Below are 19,754 nucleotides of genomic sequence, written 5' to 3'. Positions count from 1 at the left end.
ATTACCATAATCGGTATTATCACTGTTTCCCATGATAGGACCAAGGACGGAGAAGTTTCCCGACCAAAGTGTGATTTTCTGCAGGGATCATGATTCAAAAGTTATAAGCACTAGAGTTCTTGTTTCTTGATTGTAACGAAAAATCGAACGGTTGCGCACGTTTGCATTATGAAGACATATAATTCTGTGACCGATATATAAAACATGTTCAATGTAGTTCGGCACGTTCTTCTTCTACTTACAGTTACCGTTTTCTTCACGGGATGCAGTTCTCCGTCCGAAGAAGACGAGAATTCAACCAATCCGGTTGCCTCAACACCAACGCCGACACCTTCAGCGACGCCATCGCCGTCGCCGTCTCCTTCGCCTTCGCCAACCCCTGTTGCCGAATACTCAATCAGTGGTTCGATTGCGGGTTTAGCGCACGACACAATCTCTGTTCGACTCAATGGCTCCGAAACCCAAACATTAAGCTCCGGTGCTACAAGTTTTGCCTTCACCACCAAAATCAAATCAGGTGATGCATATACAGTTTCGATTCTCTCCCATCCCCAGAATCCGACCATCCCGTGCTCCTTGCAAAACTCCAGCGGCACCGTGACAAGCGCTGATATCAGCAATGTTCAGATCAGCTGCCCGACTCTGAACTCAATTTCAATATCAAATGTTCCGGCGCAATTAAATCGAGGAGCGACCTTCACCGCTGATGCCGTCGGCGTTTATTCAGATAGCCAGGTCAGAAATTTGAAAGACTTTGGGATCTGGGCTTCCTCTGACGTTTCCGTTTTAAGTCGCAGCGGATCTGTTTTCTCCGGAGATGCGCCAGGCACTTCCAATGTGACCTTTACGTTTGCGGGAACTCAAGTCAGCAGAGCCGTGACGGTTAAATCCACGACCCTCACCTCCTTACAAATCAGCCCCAGCCAGGTGACCATGCTTGCGGCAACTCAAAAGAATCTTAAAGTAACAGGAACCTACAACGATGGTTCCACTCAGGACCTCACGGGCGTTGCCACTTGGAGCAGCTCTGACAATAGCAAGGTGACTGTCGACAACGCTTCAAATAAAGGCCTCTTGCAATCCGTCGCCGGAGGAACAGCCAATGTGATGGCGGAAGTCGGTGCTATTTCCACCACCCGCTCCATTACCGTTTCCAGCAGCTCTGTTTCTTCAATATCTTTAAGTCCGGCGCTTATTAACAGTTCCATTGGACTGTCGCAAAGTATTCGCGCTATGGCAGTACTATCTGACGGGTCAACCACAGACGTCACAAGCACATCGTCCTGGTCATTAGGTGACGCTTCGGTCGCCACTTTTAGTTCAGGTTTTGTTCAAGCTCTAAGTGCCGGGAATACGGCAATCTCTTCCACCCTTGGTTCCGCAACGGGATCGGGTTTGATTAAAGTGTCGGCGAAAAAACTGAACACTCTTACCGCTTCTGAGAGCAGTATTTCATTGCCGGCAGGAAGCCAAAAGAAAGTCACCATCACAGCGAACTATGATGACAACAGCACCGAAGTCGTCAATGAACTTGTAGAATGGGTGATCGCAGATACTCAAGTAGTAACTGCAAAAAATACCGATCATCAAAAAGGCACTCTTATCGCCCAGGCGGCTGGCTCCACCACCGTTCAGGTTTTATGGCAGGGAAAATCCACTGGTATATCCTTTACGACCACTGCTGCAACCGTTTCAAGTATCAGACTAAGTCCGTCAGGATTGATGATCCCCAAGAACGTCAATATTCCCCTTAAAGCCTATGCCACATTCACCGATGGCATCGAATATGATGTTACAGAGAACGCAAGCTTCACAGTCTCTAATGCCAGCATCGGGCAAATCAGCACGGCCGCCGAAAACAAGGGAACTTTGCTGAACACTTATACTGGCAGCTCCACCGTCGGATTTCAGATCACCACCAGTATGCAGGGAAAATCTGCTTCCACAGAATGGGTTCTGGCTCCTGCAACTTTGAATAGCGTTGTGATCAATCCAAACTCTGTCAGCATTAACAGCGGTAAGATATTTCAAGCGCGGGCTTATGGACAATTCAGCGATGGCGGAAGCACGGATTTAACGGACCTTGTGAACTGGTCCTCCAGTCAAAGCAGCGTGATGAGCGTCAGCAATTTTGATCTTGAAAAAGGTGAAGTGACATCCTTGACAGAGGGAACGGCAGTACTGACGGCCTCGCTAGGATCAGTGAACGGCACCTTGAATGTAACTGTCAGCGATTCTGCGACAGAAAATCAATCCGAACAGGGCATGGGGCTACGAGGTTCCTATTATGCCAATCGTACTTTGACCGCTTCGGGATTTAAGGGTTCGCGCATTGATGGCACGATCAATTTTGACTGGGCGGCAGGCGCTGCACCTTTGGGTGTTGGCGATCAGTTCTCTATCCGCTGGTCAGGTAAAGTTCTGGCCCAGTATTCAGAAACATACACGTTCTGCACACGTTCTGATGACGGTGTTCGCTTGAAGGTAAATAACGTTTACGTCGTCAACAATTGGACCGATCATGCCGTGACTGAAAACTGCGGCACTATAGCTTTAACGGCCGGTCAGAAGTATGACATCGAATTGGACTTCTATGAAAATAGCGGAAGCTCTGTGATCCAGCTGTATTGGCAGAGCCCCTCTCGAACAAAACAAATCGTCCCTAGGCAGTTTTTGTTTTAACGAACTGCCGCTTGGATAGTTGCAATATCAATCTTTTGCATCGTCATCATCGAATCAAAAGCCTTCTTGGCGATTTTTGGATCAGAACTCGTGGTTAAATCCAGAAGAATTCTTGGTGTGATCTGCCACGAGAAGCCCCAGCGATCCTTGCACCAACCACAATCACTCGCAGCACCACCGTTGCCGATGATAGTATTCCAGTAGTGATCCGTTTCCTTTTGATCCTCCGTGATGATCATAAAGCTCACAGATTCATTGGGTTTAAAAATCGGTCCGCCATTCAGGCCCACGAACTTTTTCCCCATAACTGTAAACTCCACAGTCAATTCAACACCTTCTTTACCACCAGGGAATTCTCCCGGGGCTTTATTTACTTTACCAACGCTGCTATTCGGGAAAGTCTTTGCATAAAATGCAGCAGCTTTGCTTGCCTCACCGTGGTCAAACCAAACGCATGTTACCAACTCACTCATAGTTTGCTCCTTCTTTGCTGTGGATTCTAAATCACTTTACCATTCAAGTATCCGAGCTATCTTCTAAAAATAGTCTATTTACGAATTATTTTAAATACCTGACACAAGCTTCACGACAATTGTGCTATGCTCGGCCCATGTCTTCACGCATTCCCCGCAGTCTTTTGTCGTTAGCCATAGGTGGTTTTGGTATCGGTCTTACGGAGTTCGTCATCATGGGACCTTTGCCCGATGTTGCGAAGGCCATGAATGTTTCGATCGCTCAGGCCGGCCACTATATTGCCGCATATGCCTTGGGTGTCGTTGTCGGAGCACCTTTGCTGGTGATTGCGGGCCGCAATCTTCCTCCCAAAAAAATGTTGCTGGTGTTGATGGTAATCTTCACGGTGTTTAACGGACTTTCAGCTTTAGCACCTAATGGGACATCACTGCTTATCCTAAGATTTCTATCGGGACTTCCACACGGAGCCTACTTCGGAGTCGGAGCTGTTGTCGCAGGTAGAATTGCTGGCCCCGGCAAAGCAGCCTCTGCCTTTGCCGTCATGCTAAGCGGTCTGACGATTTGCAATATCATAGGAGTTCCCATCGCCACTTACATTGGTCAGATGGTCAGCTGGCGCGCATCCTTTGCCTTGGTTGCTGTCGTCGGTATCGCCACTTTAATTGCAATTGCCATGACGATCCCCAATTTCGAATCCGAAAACAAAGGCGGCAGCGTTCGTCAGGATTTCGTGATCTTCAAGAATCCTTCCCTGTGGTACGCCATCGTCATTGCCTCTATTGGCTTTGGCGGTTTCTTTGCTTGGTTTAGCTATATTACTCCCCTGCTTACTAACGTGACTGGTGTGTCGAAGGAGTATGTTCCTTACTTCCTGTCGCTGGCAGGAGTGGGAATGACTGTAGGCAATTGGATGGGCGGCAGAATGGCCGATTCCATGTCAGCCATTAAAGCGGTCGTCTACCTGTTGATCGCGATGATTTCGGTTCTTCTATTGGATTCTTTGTTGGCAGCACACCTGATCCCTATGATCTTCCTGACTTTTGCAACTGGTGCCATCGCAATGGCCATGGGTGCACCAATTCAAATTATTTTGATCAACTCATCCAAAGAGTCACCTCTCTTGGGCTCCTCTATTGGACAAGGTGCTTTCAACTTAGGAAATTCCCTGGGAGCATTTCTGGGAGGACTGCCATTAGCCGCAGGCATGACGTTCACCTCCCCACTTTGGGTCGGTGCCGGACTTGCCTTCACGGGCTTGATCGTTGCCTTTAAGCTTTTCCGAAAAGGTGCACATATCGACCTGCCCGTTTCCAAAGACCAGTTAATGCACTAGCGTTTTGCTTCGTAACATCTGATGCACTTCCAATTCCCTAGTTTTCTCTATACCGCTATACTGAATATCTAAAAATTCAGTTCAGGAGGTCTAAGGTGTGCAAGACAATAAAACAGAAGGTTCATTTTAAGGCTCCTCCCGAAGTGATTTACAGTCTGCTTACTGATTCCAAAAAATACGCATCCTTGACTGGCAAAAAAGCAAAGATTGGAAAGTCGGCCGGAGAGCCCTTTTCTGTTTACGGTGGGCAAGCGACAGGCATCATCGTGGAGCTCGTTCGCAACAAAAGAATCGTTCAGGCTTGGCAGGGCCATAGCTTTCCTGATGGGATCTTTTCGATGGCGACCTTTAATCTAAAACCCACGGCAAAGAACGATACAGAGCTGGTCTTGATTCACCGAGGAGTTCCCAAGGAAATGATTCCTGCTATTGAACTGGGATGGCGCAAGTACAATTGGGATCCCATTAAAAAGTATTTGGAAAAAGAGTAGCCAATTTCCGTTGGTCGTTGGATTTCCGCCGAACTAAGTTTTGGAAGTCAGCTTCTGATAAAGTTTAAGCCCGATCCAGGCATCTGTTGCGGCATACAGAATCTGCTTTTCGGTCAAAACCTGCGCGTCCCAATTTGTGGTTTTCGGTCCTTTGGAAATCGTGGCGTGCAGGACTTCCTCAGTCATACCTTTAAGACCAATATTATTTAGCTTCATGGTTTTAGCCACGGTTTGCAGCTCGATAAATCCGTGGGGATGAAATGGAAACCGCTTCTGCAATTGCTTAAGGTCATCCCTAATTGCAGCACCCACTTTTACGACTTCAGGATTCTCAAAAATATTTTTAATTACTTCAGTATGCCCGATGTGCTTAAGACGAATGACATAGGCGTCCGTATCTGTCGCCAATTGCAACATGGACACTGGATAGGACTCGCCCTTTTTAAATGAAGGACGCGTTTCGGTATCAAAACCAAGCATGGTATGAGATTCAAGCTCGCCAGCAATCCGATGTAGTTCTTGATCCGTGTTGATCAGATGGATTTTCCCAGGAAAAGATAAAAACTTAAGTGCATGTTGTGTCATATGTAGATTAAGTCATGTATAGCTTTGAAAAATGGCGGACAGGGAGAGATTCGAACTCTCGGTAGGCTTTTGACCTACACACGCGTTCCAGGCGTGCGCCTTCAGCCACTCGGCCACCTGTCCATCGGGAACGATCTGAAGAGGAGCCAACATAGCATGATGGTTCTTTATAATGCAAGGACCCTGTTGGGGAATTCTTATGGCCTCGAATGCCATGCTTAAACTCATCACGCCGCATCAAGTATTTGTAATTGCGAGATATTGATAGATCTACGAAAGCAAAAAGGCTGCCACCGGTCTTCCCGTGGCAGCCTTTGAATTTGGACCTATTTTGACTACGGGATCAGCTTATATCCCAACGTGTACTCCGCCAAGATGTTCAAATATCTTTGCGCCACAGCCTGTGGATACTCCCCGTTGGAGTTATACTTCGCCTGGAACTCCACAATCATCTGATAGCGTTGTTCAACGTCCATCATTCGCACTTCGACTTTCAAAGCATTTTCAGCAACCAGGAATGCGGATGCACTCATGTTCTTGCTGGCATCTTTCAGGAACTCGCCGTCCTTCGCTGCAATATACTCTTTGTACAGCTTCAAACCTTGCGCTTCACCTTCGCGGAAAGTAAGGCTTGCTGCCAAAATTTCCTTACGGTACTGCTCCGGAGCAAAGTCGCGAACTTTGATCGCAAGTTTTTCAAAACTTGCACGTGCACGTGCATCAGATGCCATCGTTTGAAGTTTCTTATGGAACTCTGCTGACATCTTCAACAATGTGTCGCTTGAAAACTTTCTGCAAGGCAGTTCGTTTTGCATCGCAATCGTCAAAACATCGATAGTCGCAGTCATGAGATCACGGTATGCAGGCTCAGAAACACCACCCACGCGAACAGCATTGTACTGATCAGCAAAGAAGTTAATCAACGTTACCAAGTATGCCGACGAAGCATAGGCTCCGTTAGTGCGCATAGTGGAAACAAACTCTCTGACCTGATCTTTCAGCTGATTGCCAGCGAATTTTTCCTGAACAGAACCTGCCGCCGCACTTTCCGCACGACCAACCCACAGTTGCACCGGCTCAAGTTTATCCTTCAGCAAGGCATCCAGGTTGCGTTTGCATGAATACTCAGGGATGCGATTGCCCACCGCCAAGCGAGGAGCCTCTTTCGTAGAGTGCGCTGTGATATCCATTGCGGCTTCACCACCCATCGCCTCAGCCAATACCTCAACAGCCATGATGCTTGCCTGAGTCGTTACGATCTCAGAACTTACCGGCTGATTGCCATCATTGATATTGATTCCAGTCAGCTGGCGCAGAGGAATACGGTCATTCTGTGTCGTCACCAGTGTCGCCGAATAAACTTTCGCACGGCCCAGTTTGGAGGAAAGCTCAATACGCACCAATGGAAGTGCCTTAATAAGCTCAAGTCTGTAAATCTCACCACCCGTGGCGCGAGTGATGGATTCGATACGCCCCGTGCCCGAATAAGTCGCCTCTGAAGGCGGCTGCGTCGGTTGTGTTGGTGGTGCCGGTGGTTTCGGCAATTGACCACGGCCTTTATCCGCCGCTGCCGGATTTGCGCTGGCCATCTGCGCACTTGCTAGTACCAATAATAAAATCTTACCGTAATGCATTTCGAACCCCTTTCGAATCTTCAGTTGATATCTTTAATTAGTTCCCCAATATTCACTGCTCTCATTTCCCACAATTAATGGCGTCAAATATTTTTTGATCGCATTATTCTGACCATAAATGTCGTCGACGAATCGAACCACACCATCAGAACTCATCATGGAAGTTAAATAAGCCGTGTATACTGGCGTTTGCTTTGCTTTCGGAATCGGAATCTCGGTCGACTTGGACATCACCTCACCCGGGCGAGCCACCATTGATTCAATGGTCTTACGATCCCAAGCGGTGTCCTCAAGTAGATACTCGGCCAATTCAAATGGCTTTTCCAGGCGAATGCAGCCCGAACTTAACTGGCGCATCGGTTCATTAAAAAGCTCACGTGCATTGGTGTCATGCAGGTAAATCAGGAATCCATTGGTAAGATCAAACTTCACCACACCCAGCGCATTTCCCAAGTGAGGCAATTGACGAATATGGATGTCATAGTTCACGCGCCCGGTACTTAATCCCATCCAATCGATTGTGGTTGGGTCAATCTTACGACGATAGTCACCACTCCATACTTCGTAATGATGAGAATCAAAGTATTCACGAATCTGCTGTTTATTCAGCACTTTCAGGTCATTCACTTTGTCTTCACTAAATATGGTCGGAGGCACGGTCCAGAAAGGATTCAAAATAACCTCAACCACCATGTCCCGCATCGTCGGAGATTTGCGTGTCGGTCTGCCATTCACCGTACGGAAGCTCATCACCCGATTGTAGTCGGGATTCGAGACATCCATTAAGATGAAGTACGACATCGCCAGGTTCACGAAAATATAGCGATCCTCAAAGTATTGTGGGAACCAGCGCATCTTTTCCATATCAACTTGCAATTGCCGAGCACGCTCGCCGCAAGGAACACTTAAGAACTGCCAGACTTTTCCTTTTGGGGAAATCTCGCCGTCAGGCTTGATACGCAAACCCCATTGAATATCTGTGACTGCATTCAAAAGATCGACATCAAAGATATCGTTCATGTTTGACATCTTATAACCCATGATCGCAAGTCGCGCTTTGATCTGCGGAATCACGGGATTCTTTGTATACATTCTTAGAGACACGTTAACCGGCGTAATCTCTTTCCAAGAGCCATCCACACACGTCGGGTAAATTTTAAGATAGCCTTCTCTTGCAGATTGGTAGGGAGAATTTTGTGGAGCGACCTCATCCATCAAGCTTTCGGCGTCATTCCCCGTGGCCACAACAATCGCGCGAAGCTGTTTCGCACTTAAGAAGTCTTTTTTAGCAAACTTAATGTCATAGCCAACAAACTGCGGATCCACACTTCCCGCATATAAATGCCCAAGCATACGCAGATAGGCCTTATTCGCCGCCGAGCGAATATTGACCCCTTTTGCATAATTGGACTCTAACGAATCTGTCCAATACTGCTTGGGATTCAACCCATGCTTCCAACTTTTTTTGATAGCGGCACGCATATCTGCTACCGAAATATTTGCTACCACCGTATTGTAATCGATCGGCTCAGCCGGTTTAGGCTTAGCTTGTGTCTGCAGTTGCGCCCATGCAATTGCAGGCAACACCGACGCGATTACGATACACTTCGTAAATCGACGAACTACTTCCATGTTATGTTCCCCTCAGTGATGGACCTCAGACTAGGCGGCTGCTTTTTATAAGGGAAAATATTTTGGATTCAGCTGTGAAATCACATGGGGTTTTAGTCTGGGAACTGGCAGCAGAACAAATTTACGCCAATCTGAATTGCTAATCTATGCCACATGACTGTTCCATCATTGTGAAAAGTCACCTTGGGACCCACGAATAACTGCGGGATAATTTTAATTAACAAGATGAGGAGATCGACATGGAAGACAATTCAAAACACTCCAGTCCGGAGGTTAAGAAACTCAGCGATCTGATTTCAGATATCAAGATTGCTATGCTGGTAACAGTTTCTGGTGGCAATAGTTTGCATAGCGCTCCACTTGTCACCCAGGGAATCGAGGCTGACGGCAGTCTTTGGTTCATCATCTCTAGGGCTTCCCAAAAGGCCTCTGATATTCAAAACGAAAATCGTGTGAATATCACGTACTCCGGCAGCAGTACTTATGTGTCCGTCACCGGTTTTGCGGAGCTGATCGATGATCATCCGGAAAAGGTTCGCCAGATGTGGTCCAAAGGTTACGAAGTGTGGTTCCCTCAAGGCCCTAACGATCCAAACGTTCAATTGCTAAAAGTTGAAATCGAAAAAGCAGAGTACTGGGAAGGACATTCCAATCCGGTCTCAAAAATGCTGGAGTTTGTGAAGCTGACAACAGGTTCAAAACATCTGAAAATGGGAAGCCATGGAGAGTTGAATCTAAGACATTAGTCTTCTGAGAAAATTTGGACAAAAAAAAGGACCTCATCGAGGTCCTTTTTCTTTTTAGTTAGCTTTCGCTTCGCAACGAGCTGCGTATCTGATGTGGATGCCTCTTTGGTTTACATAGTCCACACAAGTCAGGTTCTTACCTTCACAGTCATCAGCCAATACAACTTGGCCGTCAGTTTCACGAACAACCTGGTTATCCAGGCAATAAGACAATACTTTAACGTTGATAGTGTCATCGATAGCCATCGCAGATGAAGAAATCAAAAGCATTGCAGCGATCATTGTTTTCATAAAAAACTCCTTGGATTAGTAAATTAAAGACCGCGCAGAAATACTATTCTCCGGGGAACTTTGCAACCAACGACAGCCTTGGGGACCCTGCTTTTGGCAAACTTGCTTGATCGTCAAAAGTTTAGACAGCAGGGACTGGGCCCTATTCGAATATCTTTTCGCGGATAGCCCAAAAGCTCTTTTGCTTACGAGCAATGACAAACATGGGTGGACGAAACAGCGACTGCATTTTAAGAGCGTCTTCGACAGACTTGATAAACACTTTCTTTCCCGGAAGCCTTAAATGCATACGGGTAAAATTGAAATAGAAAGCCCGGCTGTCTGAGGCGTTATTCAGGTAAAAATACTCAGTCAGGGCTTTGGCATCCACGTCGTGGTATTTAACTTCCAGCCGCACGCTGCCCTTCTTGTCATAACCTTTGGCGTAAGTGACGGAATCCACCCTTAACACATGGGCATCTTTAAGAGCCATGGCTTCCTTGAGCTTCTTATCATTGTCGACCAGGACAGCCTGACACCCCTCGCAGCTTCGAGCTGCAATATCATTTTCGTGCCCGCAGTCAGGGCAGCGTTTAAAACGAAATCTGAATCCACAGGGCTCGACTTCAAAACTGACGGGATCTTGAAAGGCCCCTTTACAACGACGACCGAAATGCTCGGTCACTTCGCCTTCGGCATCCTTTATTCCCCAAAAGTTATTAACGGTCCCGCACTCAGGACAAGGAACCTCCACCATGACGGTGTGACCCGCCGGCTTGTCGTCATCAATCTCCGGAGAAAACAGATCGTGATCCTGGCCTGTATAATCAAGCACCAGACAGTCCGATTTCCCTTCGCTAAGCCGAAGTCCCCGCCCCACAATCTGCTGGTACAAGCTTACTGATTCAGTCGGTCTTAGAATCGCTATGACATCCACGTGAGGAGCATCAAATCCGGTTGTCAAAACCGAAACATTCACCAGGAATTTAAGTTTGCGGGCTTTGAAAGCATTGATTATTTCATCGCGCTCCTCGACTTCGGTGTCCCCGACAACTAATGCCGATACATATGGCGGCAGGCTTTTCATGATTTCAATCGCATGATTAACTGAACTGGTAAAGATCATCACCCCATGACGATCCACCGACATATCCACAATATTTTTAATAACCAATGGCGTGATCCGCTTTTGATCTTTAAGCAAAGCCTCAATCTGCGACGTCACATAACTTGTGCCATGCAGTTTAAGACTGGAGAAATCATAACATGCAACGGGAGAGTCAATTTTCAACGGCGGAGTCAGATACTTGTTCTTGATCATGTATCCGATGGATAGTTCGAAGATGCACTTTTTAAAAAATCTGTCTTCTGTGGTCTGCTGAAGCTTTTTATCCTGATGGTAGTTATAGATCCAGCCCAGCCCCAATCGGTACGGCGTCGCAGTCAATCCCAGAACGCATATCTCAGGGTTCATTTTTTTGAGTTTTGTGACGACTTGAAAGTACTGCGTTTCACCTTCCATCGAAACCCGATGACATTCATCAATCACCACAAGAGAGAAGTTATCAAAAAATCCCTCATCGGCCCGGGCAATGGATTGAATGCTTCCGAAAATAACTTTTTGCGAGGAGTCTTTGCGATCCAGGCCTGCAGAAAAAATCCCGGCGTCCAATCCGAAAGAAATATACTTCGCATGGTTCTGCTCAACCAGTTCTTTGACGTGGGCCATGACCAAAACGCGGCCACGCGCCAATCGAGCCAGTTCTGCAATGACCAGACTTTTACCCGCGCCCGTCGGCAGCACAATCACCGCTGGTGCTTTTTCCTTGCGAAAATGTTGAAGCGTCGCTTGGACAGCTTCCTGTTGATACGGGCGCAGTTGATACATAGTGGAGGGATTATCTGCGTTTTTTAAACGGATTTACAGAAGATTTTCCAGTTCCTTTTTTTGAAGGCGGCGCACCTTTGCCGGCTCTTTTGGGTCCGGACTTTTCATCGCTTCGTTTCGCGAACTTTTTGGACCGATCGATAAATTTGAAAGTCGGATCCATCTTTTCTTCCTTGGCGCCCTGCAGGTATCCTTTAACCTTGTTGTACATGCGGTGATCGGAAGGAGTGACAAATGTGATGGCTTCTCCGCTGCGTCCCGCACGCGCAGTGCGGCCGATGCGATGAAGAAAGTCCTCTGCCTGGAAGGGCAGATCAAAATTTACCACGTGATCCACATGCGGGACATCCAGTCCACGCGCCAGCAAATCAGTTGCAACCATGATACGGATATCTCCTTCACGGAATTCACGCACAACACGGTTGCGCTGACCTTGGGAAAGTCCACCGTGAATCAAGTCAGATTCAAATCCATAGGATTGCAAATACTCCCCCACAGCCTCACAGCTTTCCTGACTTCCGGTGAACACAATCGCTCCACCACGAGTGGCGTTTAATTCATCCAGCAACCGGTCATTCTTCATGGTTCTGTCCAGGAATACGACTTTCTGTTTCAAGCTATCCACCGGTGACTCGGCCTGTTCGGAACGAATCATCACGGCCTTGGGGTGAAGAAACAACTGAGCAATCTGATCCACGTTGTGACCAAAGCTTGCTGAAAACATCAGAGTTTGTCTTTGCCCTCGCAAAGTTTGCTGAATGCTTTTCAATTGGGGTGCAAAGCCCATATCCAACATGCGATCTGCCTCATCGATAACAACGTATTCGACGTCTTTCAGCAAAAGCTTGTTTGATTGAAGGTGATCATTCATACGACCCGGAGTTGCGATAATAATCTTTGGGTTCTTTTTCAGCTGATTCGCCTGCTTCGAACCCGTCGAGCCACCGATCGCCAGACAAACCGAAACTGGCATTTCACGGCACAAATCCAAAAATACTTTGTAGATCTGTTGTGCCATCTCGCGACTTGGAGCCAGGACTAAAGCTCGCGCAGTTGGCTTTTGTTCCAGTCCCGTCAACACAGACAATGCATAAGCCAATGTTTTTCCACTTCCCGTTTGGGCAATACCGATCAAATCCGAACCAGCGATGACGGCAGGAATGGCCTTGGACTGAATGGGAGTTGGCTTTTTGATCGACATCTGCTCAAGGGCATTTAGAAGCACCGGAGCTAGATTCATTTCCTGAAAGGAATTCTGACTGAGAGTGGAAGACTGAAATTTCATAGACCGGAAGATCTATCACAGGCGGCCCCAATCTGCACCGGGACCGCTGCTTTTATAAAAAATACTAGCGCAAAGAGGCCAAAGCAGCCTCGTAGTTCGGCTCATTGGCAATTTCAGAAACCTGTTCCGCATGAAGGACTTTATTGTCTTCAGACAAAGTGATCACCACTCGGGAAAGAAGACCTTTTAGTGGAGAATCCGTGATATCCAATCCCCACTCCGGACCGAAGTGACTGCGGAACGCAGACAAGGATTCACAGTTCTTGATCCCTTCAGCCCCGCAAAAACGCGCTTGGGCAAAAGGCAAATCCATAGAAATGTTCAAGACAACAGTGTTGGTCAGGTTAGCAGCGTCTTTATTGAAATGACGAACAGAGGCTGCACAAGTCCCCGTATCAACACTTGGGAAGATATTCAGAACTTTCTTTTTACCAGCGTAGTCTTTCAGACTGACCTCAGAAAGATCGCTGCGAACCAAGTTAAAGTCCTTAACCGCTGCACCCTTCGCTGGGATGTTGCCGGATGTGTTTACTGGATTGCCTTTTAGTGTGACTGTAGCCATTGAGAACTCCTTTGATCCTTTTGATTTACAGGGTTCAGGAAGGCCCGTCACGTCTTGACTTCGGGGGCCGTGAAGTCCTAGTCTGCGCTTACTTATGAAAAAAATATTTGCGATTCTGGGCCTGGTATTTGTCATCATAACTGTTTGCATGATCTATTTGGTCCGCAAAGGAGTCAGCTTGCGCTCAGAACCCCTGATCAAGCCGACAGTGATCAGCGCCGATCATCGCAATATCGCCAGCCACACTGTTTTGCGCTTATTCCCCGATCTACAAACTACTCACTACGTATTGTGGGGCGTTTTGCCGGAAGCCAATGACACCCAACTCTTGATGACCTATTTTCTGGAAGAGTATTACAAGCAATTCCAAACCCCGGCCCATGTCATCCAGGATGGAACCAAAGCCACCGCCGAGGAAATAGCCAAATGCGAAAAGCCCTGCTGGATTAAACTCCCCCACAACCTGGCAAACACTCTGACGTCCAATGAGTTTATTTCCGGAATGATTGAACCCACGCAAAAGCCCTATATCACAATCACCGTCATGCCATTTAATGGGGACGAGGAAGTGAGTGACTTCTGCAATCAGGAACAGCGCCTGACTTTGGAGTGCGTAACCCCTGTTACAGTCCGCGAGATTCACAGAAAGATGAAAGATCCCACACAGTTGTATTTTTTCCTACGTAAGTACAACGAGCGGGATTTATTTCTATTCGTTCAAAAGGAACTACCCAAAAACGGCCAATAAGGTATAAGGGGGCATGTCATTTGAACAGCGCATCCCCCTCATTTTGGAATTGGGCTTCCGTGAAGAAGCCATCGGTCAGCTTAAAAGCTATATCGACCTTCTATGGTCTTCCAATGATGAGCTGAATCTAATCAGTCGCAAAATGACTTTTGATGAGCTGCTGGATAATCACGTTATCGATTGTCTGCTTCCTCTAAAACAGTTTCCCAAGAACATCAAAGCTGCTGCTGACTTTGGCTCTGGCGGAGGCCTTCCTGGTGTTATCTATGCGATTCAATTTCCGGAAGTACAATTTCATCTGTACGAGAAAAGTATTCTGAAGCAGAACTTCCTGAATCGCTGCAAGACCATTGCTCCAAATCTGAATGTTCACGGCGAAATCCCCAAGGATCTTGTTGATATTGATGTTGTCACTGCACGTGGTTTTAAACCAGTTGATGTCATTCTTGATGTCAGCCGCAACTACTACGCGAAAAAAGGAAAGTACTTCCTTTTGAAAGCACGCAAAGAAAAAATTGACGAAGAGCTGACCCTGGCCCGCAAGAAATTCAAGGATCTTAACGTTACTGTAGAACCCTTGAAGTCCCCGGTTCTTGATGTCGAACGCCACTTGGTGCTGATCTGATAAATTCATAATAGCAATCACCATTGAGCCCGAGGTAGATGATCTTTCTTCCTCTTGGATAAATGGTGAAACTGGATACTCCGCACTCCATGACCTTATTCACAAAATCCCGAAGCCCCAGACCCAGAGTCTGATTGGACATAATCGTCTGCGCAATTCCACCATCGTCAAACTTTGCGGAAATATCCGCATCAAACTCTACGTCCTCACTGCAAACCACGCCATCGTGAGCGGAAAAAACCAGGCGCCCCTCTGCCAGATCCAAACGGCAGCTTGCTATATTCATCTGCTCCACCGAGCTTAGAAAGTCAGAGAATTTTAAATCCCGGGAACGAAGCTCTGAAACAAACTCTTTTTGCAATTCCATATCACGCGCCTCCATCCTGATTATCGGAAATCAGACTTTGTACAACAAGGCCTTCGTTAAAATCACATGGCCGGCGATGCCGCCCCCTACGCACACAGGCATCAACAAAAAGTACGGCATTTGATATAGAAGCAGAAGTTTGGGTTCGATCTCCCAGGCAAATGGTAGAGGCGATGACATAAGCCCCACGTATACGGCATTGATGGCAAACACAATCCCGAAAACATTAAAAATCCAAGCCAACCACTTGCTTGAGTTCACCATGGGGGCCACCGCCAACGCCAAGGCACCGGCAAGAATATCAAAATTGTATCCTGTCCAGGTCATCGTGTAGGGCATCGTTCCCTGTTCCGCCCATTGATAGATGATAATCTCCAAGGGCAGCCTAAACCCCTGAAACACAACCAATGACATCAAAGACAATCCCAATGCCAGTCTGTTGCCCAAACTCGAAAGTGAAAGCCACAGTGATAAAATCAAAACGGTGATGAAGTAAGCCAAGGCAATGGGATAGGGATGGGTTGCCAAAATCCCGGACTGAACCAAGACGGCACCGAAGGTCAGCCAAAGAATCAACAGCAAGGTGACTTTCAGAACCTCACGGTTCACTGAAAACTCCAGCCGTTCACTGACGACCCCGACTGCACCAATAAACATTAGGCAAATACCGATGACCACCGCCATAAACAGCAGCACTGACAAACCACCGGCTGGAGACATAACCATCGGACCTCCCGAATAAGGGAACCTTAAAACACGTTAAGAACTATTTTCCCTGTGTGAGCACTGGATTCCATCAGCTCATGAGCCTCACGAGCTTGATCCAGTTTGAACTCTTTGAAAATCACTGGCTTCAAAAGACCTTTGTTCAACAACGGCCAAACCTGCTCTTCCAGGCTTCTGGCAATGCGAGATTTCTCTTCCGTCGATCGTGGTCTTAAAGTTGAACCTGTGATCATCAGCCTTTTGGCCATCATCTTGCGTAAATCAAACGACACTGAAGCGCCTTGCAGAGTTGCGATCTGAACCAATCTCCCCATTTTACCCAGGCACTCAATATTCCGAGCAAAGTATTCACCGCCCACCATATCCAGAATGACATCAACACCCTTGCCATTGGTGGCGTCTTTAACCGCCGTCACGAAATCTTCTTTTTTGTACTGAATGACTTTCTGTGCCCCCAATTGCAAACAGTGCTCGACGGCCGACTCTTTTCCGACTGTGGTGAAAACTGTGGCACCCATCTGATGGGAAAGTTGAATCGCAGTTGTTCCAATTCCCCCGGAACCGCCATGCACTAAAATCGTTTCACCTTTTTTTAGCTGACCACTTTCAAATACATTGGTCCAAACTGTAAAAAAGGTCTCCGGCAACGCTGCCGCCTGAGTAAAATCCAGATCGTAGGGAATGGGCAGACACTGACCCTCGGGAGCGACAACAAATTCCGCGTAACCTCCGCCATTGACCAGGGCACACACCGGGTCACCCACCCGCCAGCGCTTCACATGCGGGCCGACTTCCACAATTTCTCCTGAAACCTCCAGCCCCAGCAAATCCGAAGCCCCGGGAGGAGGAGGATACGTTCCCTGTCTTTGAGCGCAATCAGGTCGGTTCACCCCAGCGGCCTTCACCTTGATAAGGACTTCACCTTCTTTGGGTTTTGGTGTCGGGCGCTCTGCCACCTTAAGTACTTCCGGCCCGCCTGGCGTGCTAATTTCAATAACCTTCATGATCACCTCAGCTATAACCATAAATAAACAGGGAGTGATAGTAAAGCGCCTGTTCCAATTGTGTTATTTACTAAAATACCCCAAAAGAAATCGAACCATATTGCCTTTTCTGACAAGGAGCCTAATATCGGTCCTATGAACAAGGACCTTATCGTTGCATTTGCATTAGGAATACTCGTTGGCTGGGGAGTTTTTAAATTCACCTCTCCCAAAGCAGCACCTGCACCAACTGAGATTGCACAAGGTGTCTCTGAAGAAGATATGGCCAACCCGAACCCATCGGAAAATGCGGCCGACGAAGCGGCAATGCCACAAATTCAAGACTCCATGGCAAATGCAAATCCCGCAGCGACTCCAATGGCTCAACCACCCACAGCTCCAGAAAATCCTCCACGGGACATTAACCTGCAGCTGACAGAAGAAACAGTGGATATGCTGGAAGAAAACATTGCTGATCTTCATCAATCCGTCACTGTTGAGCGCGACGACCAGGGCTTCATCCTGCACTTCGACAACCCCGACAATTATTTTGCAAATATCGGACTTGCGAACAATGACCGAATTCCCTTCACCCAGTTTGAAGAGATGAGACAAAATCCTGAAACCCAGGAACTTGCCGGCAGAATCGAAACCATACTTTCCAATCTGGAAAAATAAAAAAAGGGCTCTTCTCAGAGCCCTTTTTGTTTTTAATTATTTAAATCCCTTTTTGAATCCCTGCCAGCAATCCTGATAGTTCGACTGAAGAAGTTCTTTCCCCATTGCAAAATCAGTCACGCGGTACGGAGACCGTGATTCAAACATAAACGCCATTGTTTGTGACAAACGAACCGGTTTAAGTTCTGCATCGCTGGCCTTTTCAAAAGTCTCAACATCCGGCCCATGAGCCGAATAGAAATTATGAAGACTGCCTCCACCTGGCACAAAGCCACCGCCGGTCTTGGCATCATACTCCCCGTAGATCAGTCCCATATACTCACTCATGCAGTTGCGATGGAAATACGGCGGACGGAATGTATTCTCGGCAACCATCCAGCGCGGTGGGAAGATGGCAAAATCCACATTGGCCGTTCCAGGGATTTCACTTGGCGAAGTCAACACAGTGAAAATCGAAGGATCTGGATGATCGAAGCTGACAGTGTTGATAGTATTAAATTTTCTTAGATCGTATTTATAGGAAACGTAGTTTCCATGCCAAGCCACCACATCCAACGGAGAATGAGTCAGCTCCGAGCTCCATAATTCGCCGGCAAATTTTCCAAGCAACTCATACTTGCCCTCAAGGTCTTCGAACGCTGCCACAGGAGTTTGAAAATGACGACGGTGCGCAAGTCCATTGGCACCGATCGGCCCCAGATCTGGCAATTGGAACGGACAACCAAAGTTTTCCCCCAAGTACCCTGTGCATTTGCCTGAACCCAAAGGATTCACTTGAAACTTCATCCCGCGTGGAACCACCGCAATTTCGCCCGGTTCTGCATTAATGAAGCCCACTTCAGTTTTAATTTGAATGGATCCTGCTTGCGGAACAAACATGAAGTCGCCATCGGCGTTCATGAAATAACGCTGACCCATGCCTTTGTTAAACGAATACAAATGCACATGAATACCGCGATGTTCTTCAACTCCGCCGTTGCCACAAACAGTGCGGATGCCCTCCACAAAATCCTGTGTGACATCTTCAGATACCGGATTCCAGCGCATCTGATTGGGATTGATGTATTTGGGTTTTGTGAATGTTTTTGCAGTCAGTTCCTTCATCGGAACAAAAGCTTTGTGCGCAACCGATGGACGAATGCGATACAGCCACGAATACAGATTATGATGGCGCGGAGCTGTGAATGCTGAACCACTCAGTTGTTCCGCGTAAAGCCCCATGGAAACTCGCTGTGGAGAGTTCTGATCCACAGGCAATGCACCAGCGCGAGCTTCTGAAGAAAAATGATTTCCGAATCCTGACAAATATTGATTTTCCATAGGTCATGATAATCAGGTTTTACCTACTAAAGTCAATGCTCCCGCCGGGGTGGAGGTCCGGTGATAAAACACAGTGCGACGAAGAGCCAACACAGAAGTATTCTTGAAGAAATCAATGGAGGTTTTCAGTGAAAAAATGGAGCTTGGCGTTTGCGGGTTTGCTTCTTTTGTTCTCGGCAAAATCAATGGCCTTTGGTTTCTATCTGGAGCCGGGTCTTTTCTATGAAAGTGGCGACGGTAAAGTTGATATTGATGACTCAAAGGCGACAACGAAAGGTCTCGGCGTCGATCTGAAACTGGGTATGAACTTTGTCGATAAAATGCTTTTCGTGGGAGTCGATGGCAGCTACTCAATGCCAAAGTTTGAGCACTCAAATACCGGATATGATGCTGACGCGACCTCGATGACCTACGGTGCGATTATTGGCGTGCAAACTCCCTTGGTGGGCCTGCGCTTCTGGGCCGGCTATGTCTTTGGCGGAACACTGGACCCCGAGGAAAGTGGTCTATTTGACGTTAAATTCGAAGAAGCCACGGGACCCAAAGTTGGCGTCGGCATTAAGATCTTCTTTGTCGCGCTCAATGTTGAATACATGGATCTAAAATACAAAAAAGGCTCGGGCAACTGGGGTTCCGTCCCATCACTTGATGACTTTAACAACAAAGTCACCATGGTCAGCCTTTCTGTTCCGATGAGCTTCTAATCCTTTGCCCACCAAAACGGC

At 47.3% G+C, this 19,754-nt stretch carries 20 protein-coding genes and 1 tRNA gene; 8 read left to right on the top strand and 13 right to left on the bottom strand.

What is annotated here, in order from left to right:
• Nucleotides 1-204: 204 nt before the first annotated feature.
• Nucleotides 205-2,682 carry a PA14 domain-containing protein gene (locus AAAA73_RS11490; RefSeq protein WP_340598455.1) on the top strand — a complete coding sequence of 826 codons (2,478 nt, stop codon included), beginning with the start codon at nucleotides 205-207 and terminating at the stop codon, nucleotides 2,680-2,682.
• Here the strand turns inward: AAAA73_RS11490 and AAAA73_RS11485 are convergent.
• Entirely contained in the window at nucleotides 2,679-3,155 is a 477-nt protein-coding gene (locus AAAA73_RS11485) for a VOC family protein (RefSeq protein ID WP_340598454.1), read from the bottom strand. The genes AAAA73_RS11490 and AAAA73_RS11485 overlap by 4 nt on opposite strands.
• Before the next feature lie 137 nt (nucleotides 3,156-3,292).
• Between AAAA73_RS11485 and AAAA73_RS11480 the strand changes: the two genes are divergently transcribed.
• Complete coding sequence (locus tag AAAA73_RS11480) at nucleotides 3,293-4,489, top strand: MFS transporter (protein WP_340598453.1); 1,197 nt, start codon at nucleotides 3,293-3,295, stop codon at nucleotides 4,487-4,489.
• 95 nt (nucleotides 4,490-4,584) lie between these two features.
• A complete protein-coding gene (locus AAAA73_RS11475; protein ID WP_340598452.1) occupies nucleotides 4,585-4,980 on the top strand; it encodes an SRPBCC domain-containing protein in 396 nt (131 codons plus the stop codon).
• A gap of 33 nt (nucleotides 4,981-5,013) precedes the next feature.
• Here AAAA73_RS11475 and AAAA73_RS11470 read toward each other — a convergent pair whose 3' ends face one another.
• The 4 genes from AAAA73_RS11470 to AAAA73_RS11455 all read right to left on the bottom strand — a co-directional run bounded on the left by AAAA73_RS11470 (nucleotide 5,014) and on the right by AAAA73_RS11455 (nucleotide 8,831).
• Entirely contained in the window at nucleotides 5,014-5,565 is a 552-nt protein-coding gene (locus AAAA73_RS11470; protein ID WP_340598451.1) for a 3'-5' exonuclease, read from the bottom strand.
• 32 nt (nucleotides 5,566-5,597) lie between these two features.
• Nucleotides 5,598-5,688, bottom strand: a tRNA-Ser gene (locus AAAA73_RS11465).
• A 212-nt stretch (nucleotides 5,689-5,900) separates the two neighbouring features.
• Nucleotides 5,901-7,199: a beta-sandwich domain-containing protein gene (locus tag AAAA73_RS11460; protein ID WP_340598450.1), complete on the bottom strand. Its 1,299-nt coding sequence runs from the start codon at nucleotides 7,197-7,199 to the stop codon at nucleotides 5,901-5,903.
• 33 nt (nucleotides 7,200-7,232) lie between these two features.
• A complete protein-coding gene (locus tag AAAA73_RS11455; RefSeq protein ID WP_340598449.1) occupies nucleotides 7,233-8,831 on the bottom strand; it encodes a L,D-transpeptidase family protein in 1,599 nt (532 codons plus the stop codon).
• Between the two features lie 239 nt (nucleotides 8,832-9,070).
• Between AAAA73_RS11455 and AAAA73_RS11450 the strand changes: the two genes are divergently transcribed.
• Nucleotides 9,071-9,577, top strand: coding sequence for a pyridoxamine 5'-phosphate oxidase family protein (locus tag AAAA73_RS11450; RefSeq protein ID WP_340598448.1), 507 nt, complete (start codon nucleotides 9,071-9,073; stop codon nucleotides 9,575-9,577).
• Between the two features lie 54 nt (nucleotides 9,578-9,631).
• On the opposite strand, the gene AAAA73_RS11445 is transcribed toward AAAA73_RS11450, so the two are convergent.
• The 4 genes from AAAA73_RS11445 to tpx form a co-directional block, all read right to left on the bottom strand.
• Complete coding sequence (locus tag AAAA73_RS11445; RefSeq protein ID WP_340598447.1) at nucleotides 9,632-9,868, bottom strand: hypothetical protein; 237 nt, start codon at nucleotides 9,866-9,868, stop codon at nucleotides 9,632-9,634.
• A gap of 142 nt (nucleotides 9,869-10,010) precedes the next feature.
• The gene (locus AAAA73_RS11440; RefSeq protein WP_340598446.1) at nucleotides 10,011-11,735 is read right to left on the bottom strand and encodes a DEAD/DEAH box helicase; all 1,725 of its coding nucleotides are present in this window, start codon (nucleotides 11,733-11,735) and stop codon (nucleotides 10,011-10,013) included.
• Nucleotides 11,736-11,745: 10 nt separating this feature from the next.
• A complete protein-coding gene (locus AAAA73_RS11435) occupies nucleotides 11,746-13,020 on the bottom strand; it encodes a DEAD/DEAH box helicase (protein ID WP_340598445.1) in 1,275 nt (424 codons plus the stop codon).
• Between the two features lie 64 nt (nucleotides 13,021-13,084).
• Nucleotides 13,085-13,582 carry a thiol peroxidase gene (gene tpx / locus AAAA73_RS11430; RefSeq protein WP_340598444.1) on the bottom strand — a complete coding sequence of 166 codons (498 nt, stop codon included), beginning with the start codon at nucleotides 13,580-13,582 and terminating at the stop codon, nucleotides 13,085-13,087.
• Between the two features lie 94 nt (nucleotides 13,583-13,676).
• Here tpx and AAAA73_RS11425 point away from each other — a divergent pair, with 94 nt between their 5' ends.
• Nucleotides 13,677-14,330: a hypothetical protein gene (locus tag AAAA73_RS11425; RefSeq protein ID WP_340598443.1), complete on the top strand. Its 654-nt coding sequence runs from the start codon at nucleotides 13,677-13,679 to the stop codon at nucleotides 14,328-14,330.
• A 13-nt stretch (nucleotides 14,331-14,343) separates the two neighbouring features.
• Nucleotides 14,344-14,955 carry a 16S rRNA (guanine(527)-N(7))-methyltransferase RsmG gene (locus tag AAAA73_RS11420; RefSeq protein ID WP_340598442.1) on the top strand — a complete coding sequence of 204 codons (612 nt, stop codon included), beginning with the start codon at nucleotides 14,344-14,346 and terminating at the stop codon, nucleotides 14,953-14,955.
• Here the strand turns inward: AAAA73_RS11420 and AAAA73_RS11415 are convergent.
• The 3 genes from AAAA73_RS11415 to AAAA73_RS11405 are packed head-to-tail and all read right to left on the bottom strand — an operon-like array spanning nucleotide 14,894 to nucleotide 17,052.
• A complete protein-coding gene (locus tag AAAA73_RS11415) occupies nucleotides 14,894-15,322 on the bottom strand; it encodes a hypothetical protein (RefSeq protein ID WP_340598441.1) in 429 nt (142 codons plus the stop codon). The genes AAAA73_RS11420 and AAAA73_RS11415 overlap by 62 nt on opposite strands.
• A gap of 30 nt (nucleotides 15,323-15,352) precedes the next feature.
• Nucleotides 15,353-16,048: a hypothetical protein gene (locus tag AAAA73_RS11410; protein ID WP_340598440.1), complete on the bottom strand. Its 696-nt coding sequence runs from the start codon at nucleotides 16,046-16,048 to the stop codon at nucleotides 15,353-15,355.
• 23 nt (nucleotides 16,049-16,071) lie between these two features.
• Nucleotides 16,072-17,052, bottom strand: coding sequence for an NAD(P)H-quinone oxidoreductase (locus tag AAAA73_RS11405; protein ID WP_340598439.1), 981 nt, complete (start codon nucleotides 17,050-17,052; stop codon nucleotides 16,072-16,074).
• A gap of 135 nt (nucleotides 17,053-17,187) precedes the next feature.
• Between AAAA73_RS11405 and AAAA73_RS11400 the strand changes: the two genes are divergently transcribed.
• Nucleotides 17,188-17,709, top strand: coding sequence for a hypothetical protein (locus AAAA73_RS11400; RefSeq protein WP_340598438.1), 522 nt, complete (start codon nucleotides 17,188-17,190; stop codon nucleotides 17,707-17,709).
• 36 nt (nucleotides 17,710-17,745) lie between these two features.
• Here the strand turns inward: AAAA73_RS11400 and hmgA are convergent, their stop codons facing one another.
• Nucleotides 17,746-19,029 carry a homogentisate 1,2-dioxygenase gene (hmgA, locus tag AAAA73_RS11395; protein ID WP_340598437.1) on the bottom strand — a complete coding sequence of 428 codons (1,284 nt, stop codon included), beginning with the start codon at nucleotides 19,027-19,029 and terminating at the stop codon, nucleotides 17,746-17,748.
• A 128-nt stretch (nucleotides 19,030-19,157) separates the two neighbouring features.
• Here hmgA and AAAA73_RS11390 point away from each other — a divergent pair, with 128 nt between their 5' ends.
• The gene (locus AAAA73_RS11390) at nucleotides 19,158-19,733 is read left to right on the top strand and encodes an outer membrane beta-barrel protein (protein WP_340598436.1); all 576 of its coding nucleotides are present in this window, start codon (nucleotides 19,158-19,160) and stop codon (nucleotides 19,731-19,733) included.
• Nucleotides 19,734-19,754 lie beyond the last annotated feature (21 nt).

Source organism: Bdellovibrio sp. GT3 (assembly GCF_037996765.1).
Taxonomy (GTDB): domain Bacteria; phylum Bdellovibrionota; class Bdellovibrionia; order Bdellovibrionales; family Bdellovibrionaceae; genus Bdellovibrio.
Note: the sequence above shows the minus strand (reverse complement) of the source record. Positions and strands in the feature narration are given on the sequence as shown.

Bases quoted from the DNA above. Each gene is read 5' to 3' on its own strand.
- AAAA73_RS11490 (WP_340598455.1), top strand. From the start codon at position 205: ATGTTCAATGTAGTTCGGCACGTTCTTCTTCTACTTACAGTTACCGTT.
- AAAA73_RS11485 (WP_340598454.1), bottom strand. From the start codon at position 3,155: ATGAGTGAGTTGGTAACATGCGTTTGGTTTGACCACGGTGAGGCAAGC.
- AAAA73_RS11480 (WP_340598453.1), top strand. From the start codon at position 3,293: ATGTCTTCACGCATTCCCCGCAGTCTTTTGTCGTTAGCCATAGGTGGT.
- AAAA73_RS11470 (WP_340598451.1), bottom strand. From the start codon at position 5,565: ATGACACAACATGCACTTAAGTTTTTATCTTTTCCTGGGAAAATCCAT.
- AAAA73_RS11460 (WP_340598450.1), bottom strand. From the start codon at position 7,199: ATGCATTACGGTAAGATTTTATTATTGGTACTAGCAAGTGCGCAGATG.
- AAAA73_RS11455 (WP_340598449.1), bottom strand. From the start codon at position 8,831: ATGGAAGTAGTTCGTCGATTTACGAAGTGTATCGTAATCGCGTCGGTG.
- AAAA73_RS11450 (WP_340598448.1), top strand. From the start codon at position 9,071: ATGGAAGACAATTCAAAACACTCCAGTCCGGAGGTTAAGAAACTCAGC.
- AAAA73_RS11445 (WP_340598447.1), bottom strand. From the start codon at position 9,868: ATGAAAACAATGATCGCTGCAATGCTTTTGATTTCTTCATCTGCGATG.
- AAAA73_RS11440 (WP_340598446.1), bottom strand. From the start codon at position 11,735: ATGTATCAACTGCGCCCGTATCAACAGGAAGCTGTCCAAGCGACGCTT.
- AAAA73_RS11435 (WP_340598445.1), bottom strand. From the start codon at position 13,020: ATGAAATTTCAGTCTTCCACTCTCAGTCAGAATTCCTTTCAGGAAATG.
- tpx (WP_340598444.1), bottom strand. From the start codon at position 13,582: ATGGCTACAGTCACACTAAAAGGCAATCCAGTAAACACATCCGGCAAC.
- AAAA73_RS11425 (WP_340598443.1), top strand. From the start codon at position 13,677: ATGAAAAAAATATTTGCGATTCTGGGCCTGGTATTTGTCATCATAACT.
- AAAA73_RS11420 (WP_340598442.1), top strand. From the start codon at position 14,344: ATGTCATTTGAACAGCGCATCCCCCTCATTTTGGAATTGGGCTTCCGT.
- AAAA73_RS11415 (WP_340598441.1), bottom strand. From the start codon at position 15,322: ATGGAATTGCAAAAAGAGTTTGTTTCAGAGCTTCGTTCCCGGGATTTA.
- AAAA73_RS11410 (WP_340598440.1), bottom strand. From the start codon at position 16,048: ATGGTTATGTCTCCAGCCGGTGGTTTGTCAGTGCTGCTGTTTATGGCG.
- AAAA73_RS11405 (WP_340598439.1), bottom strand. From the start codon at position 17,052: ATGAAGGTTATTGAAATTAGCACGCCAGGCGGGCCGGAAGTACTTAAG.
- AAAA73_RS11400 (WP_340598438.1), top strand. From the start codon at position 17,188: ATGAACAAGGACCTTATCGTTGCATTTGCATTAGGAATACTCGTTGGC.
- hmgA (WP_340598437.1), bottom strand. From the start codon at position 19,029: ATGGAAAATCAATATTTGTCAGGATTCGGAAATCATTTTTCTTCAGAA.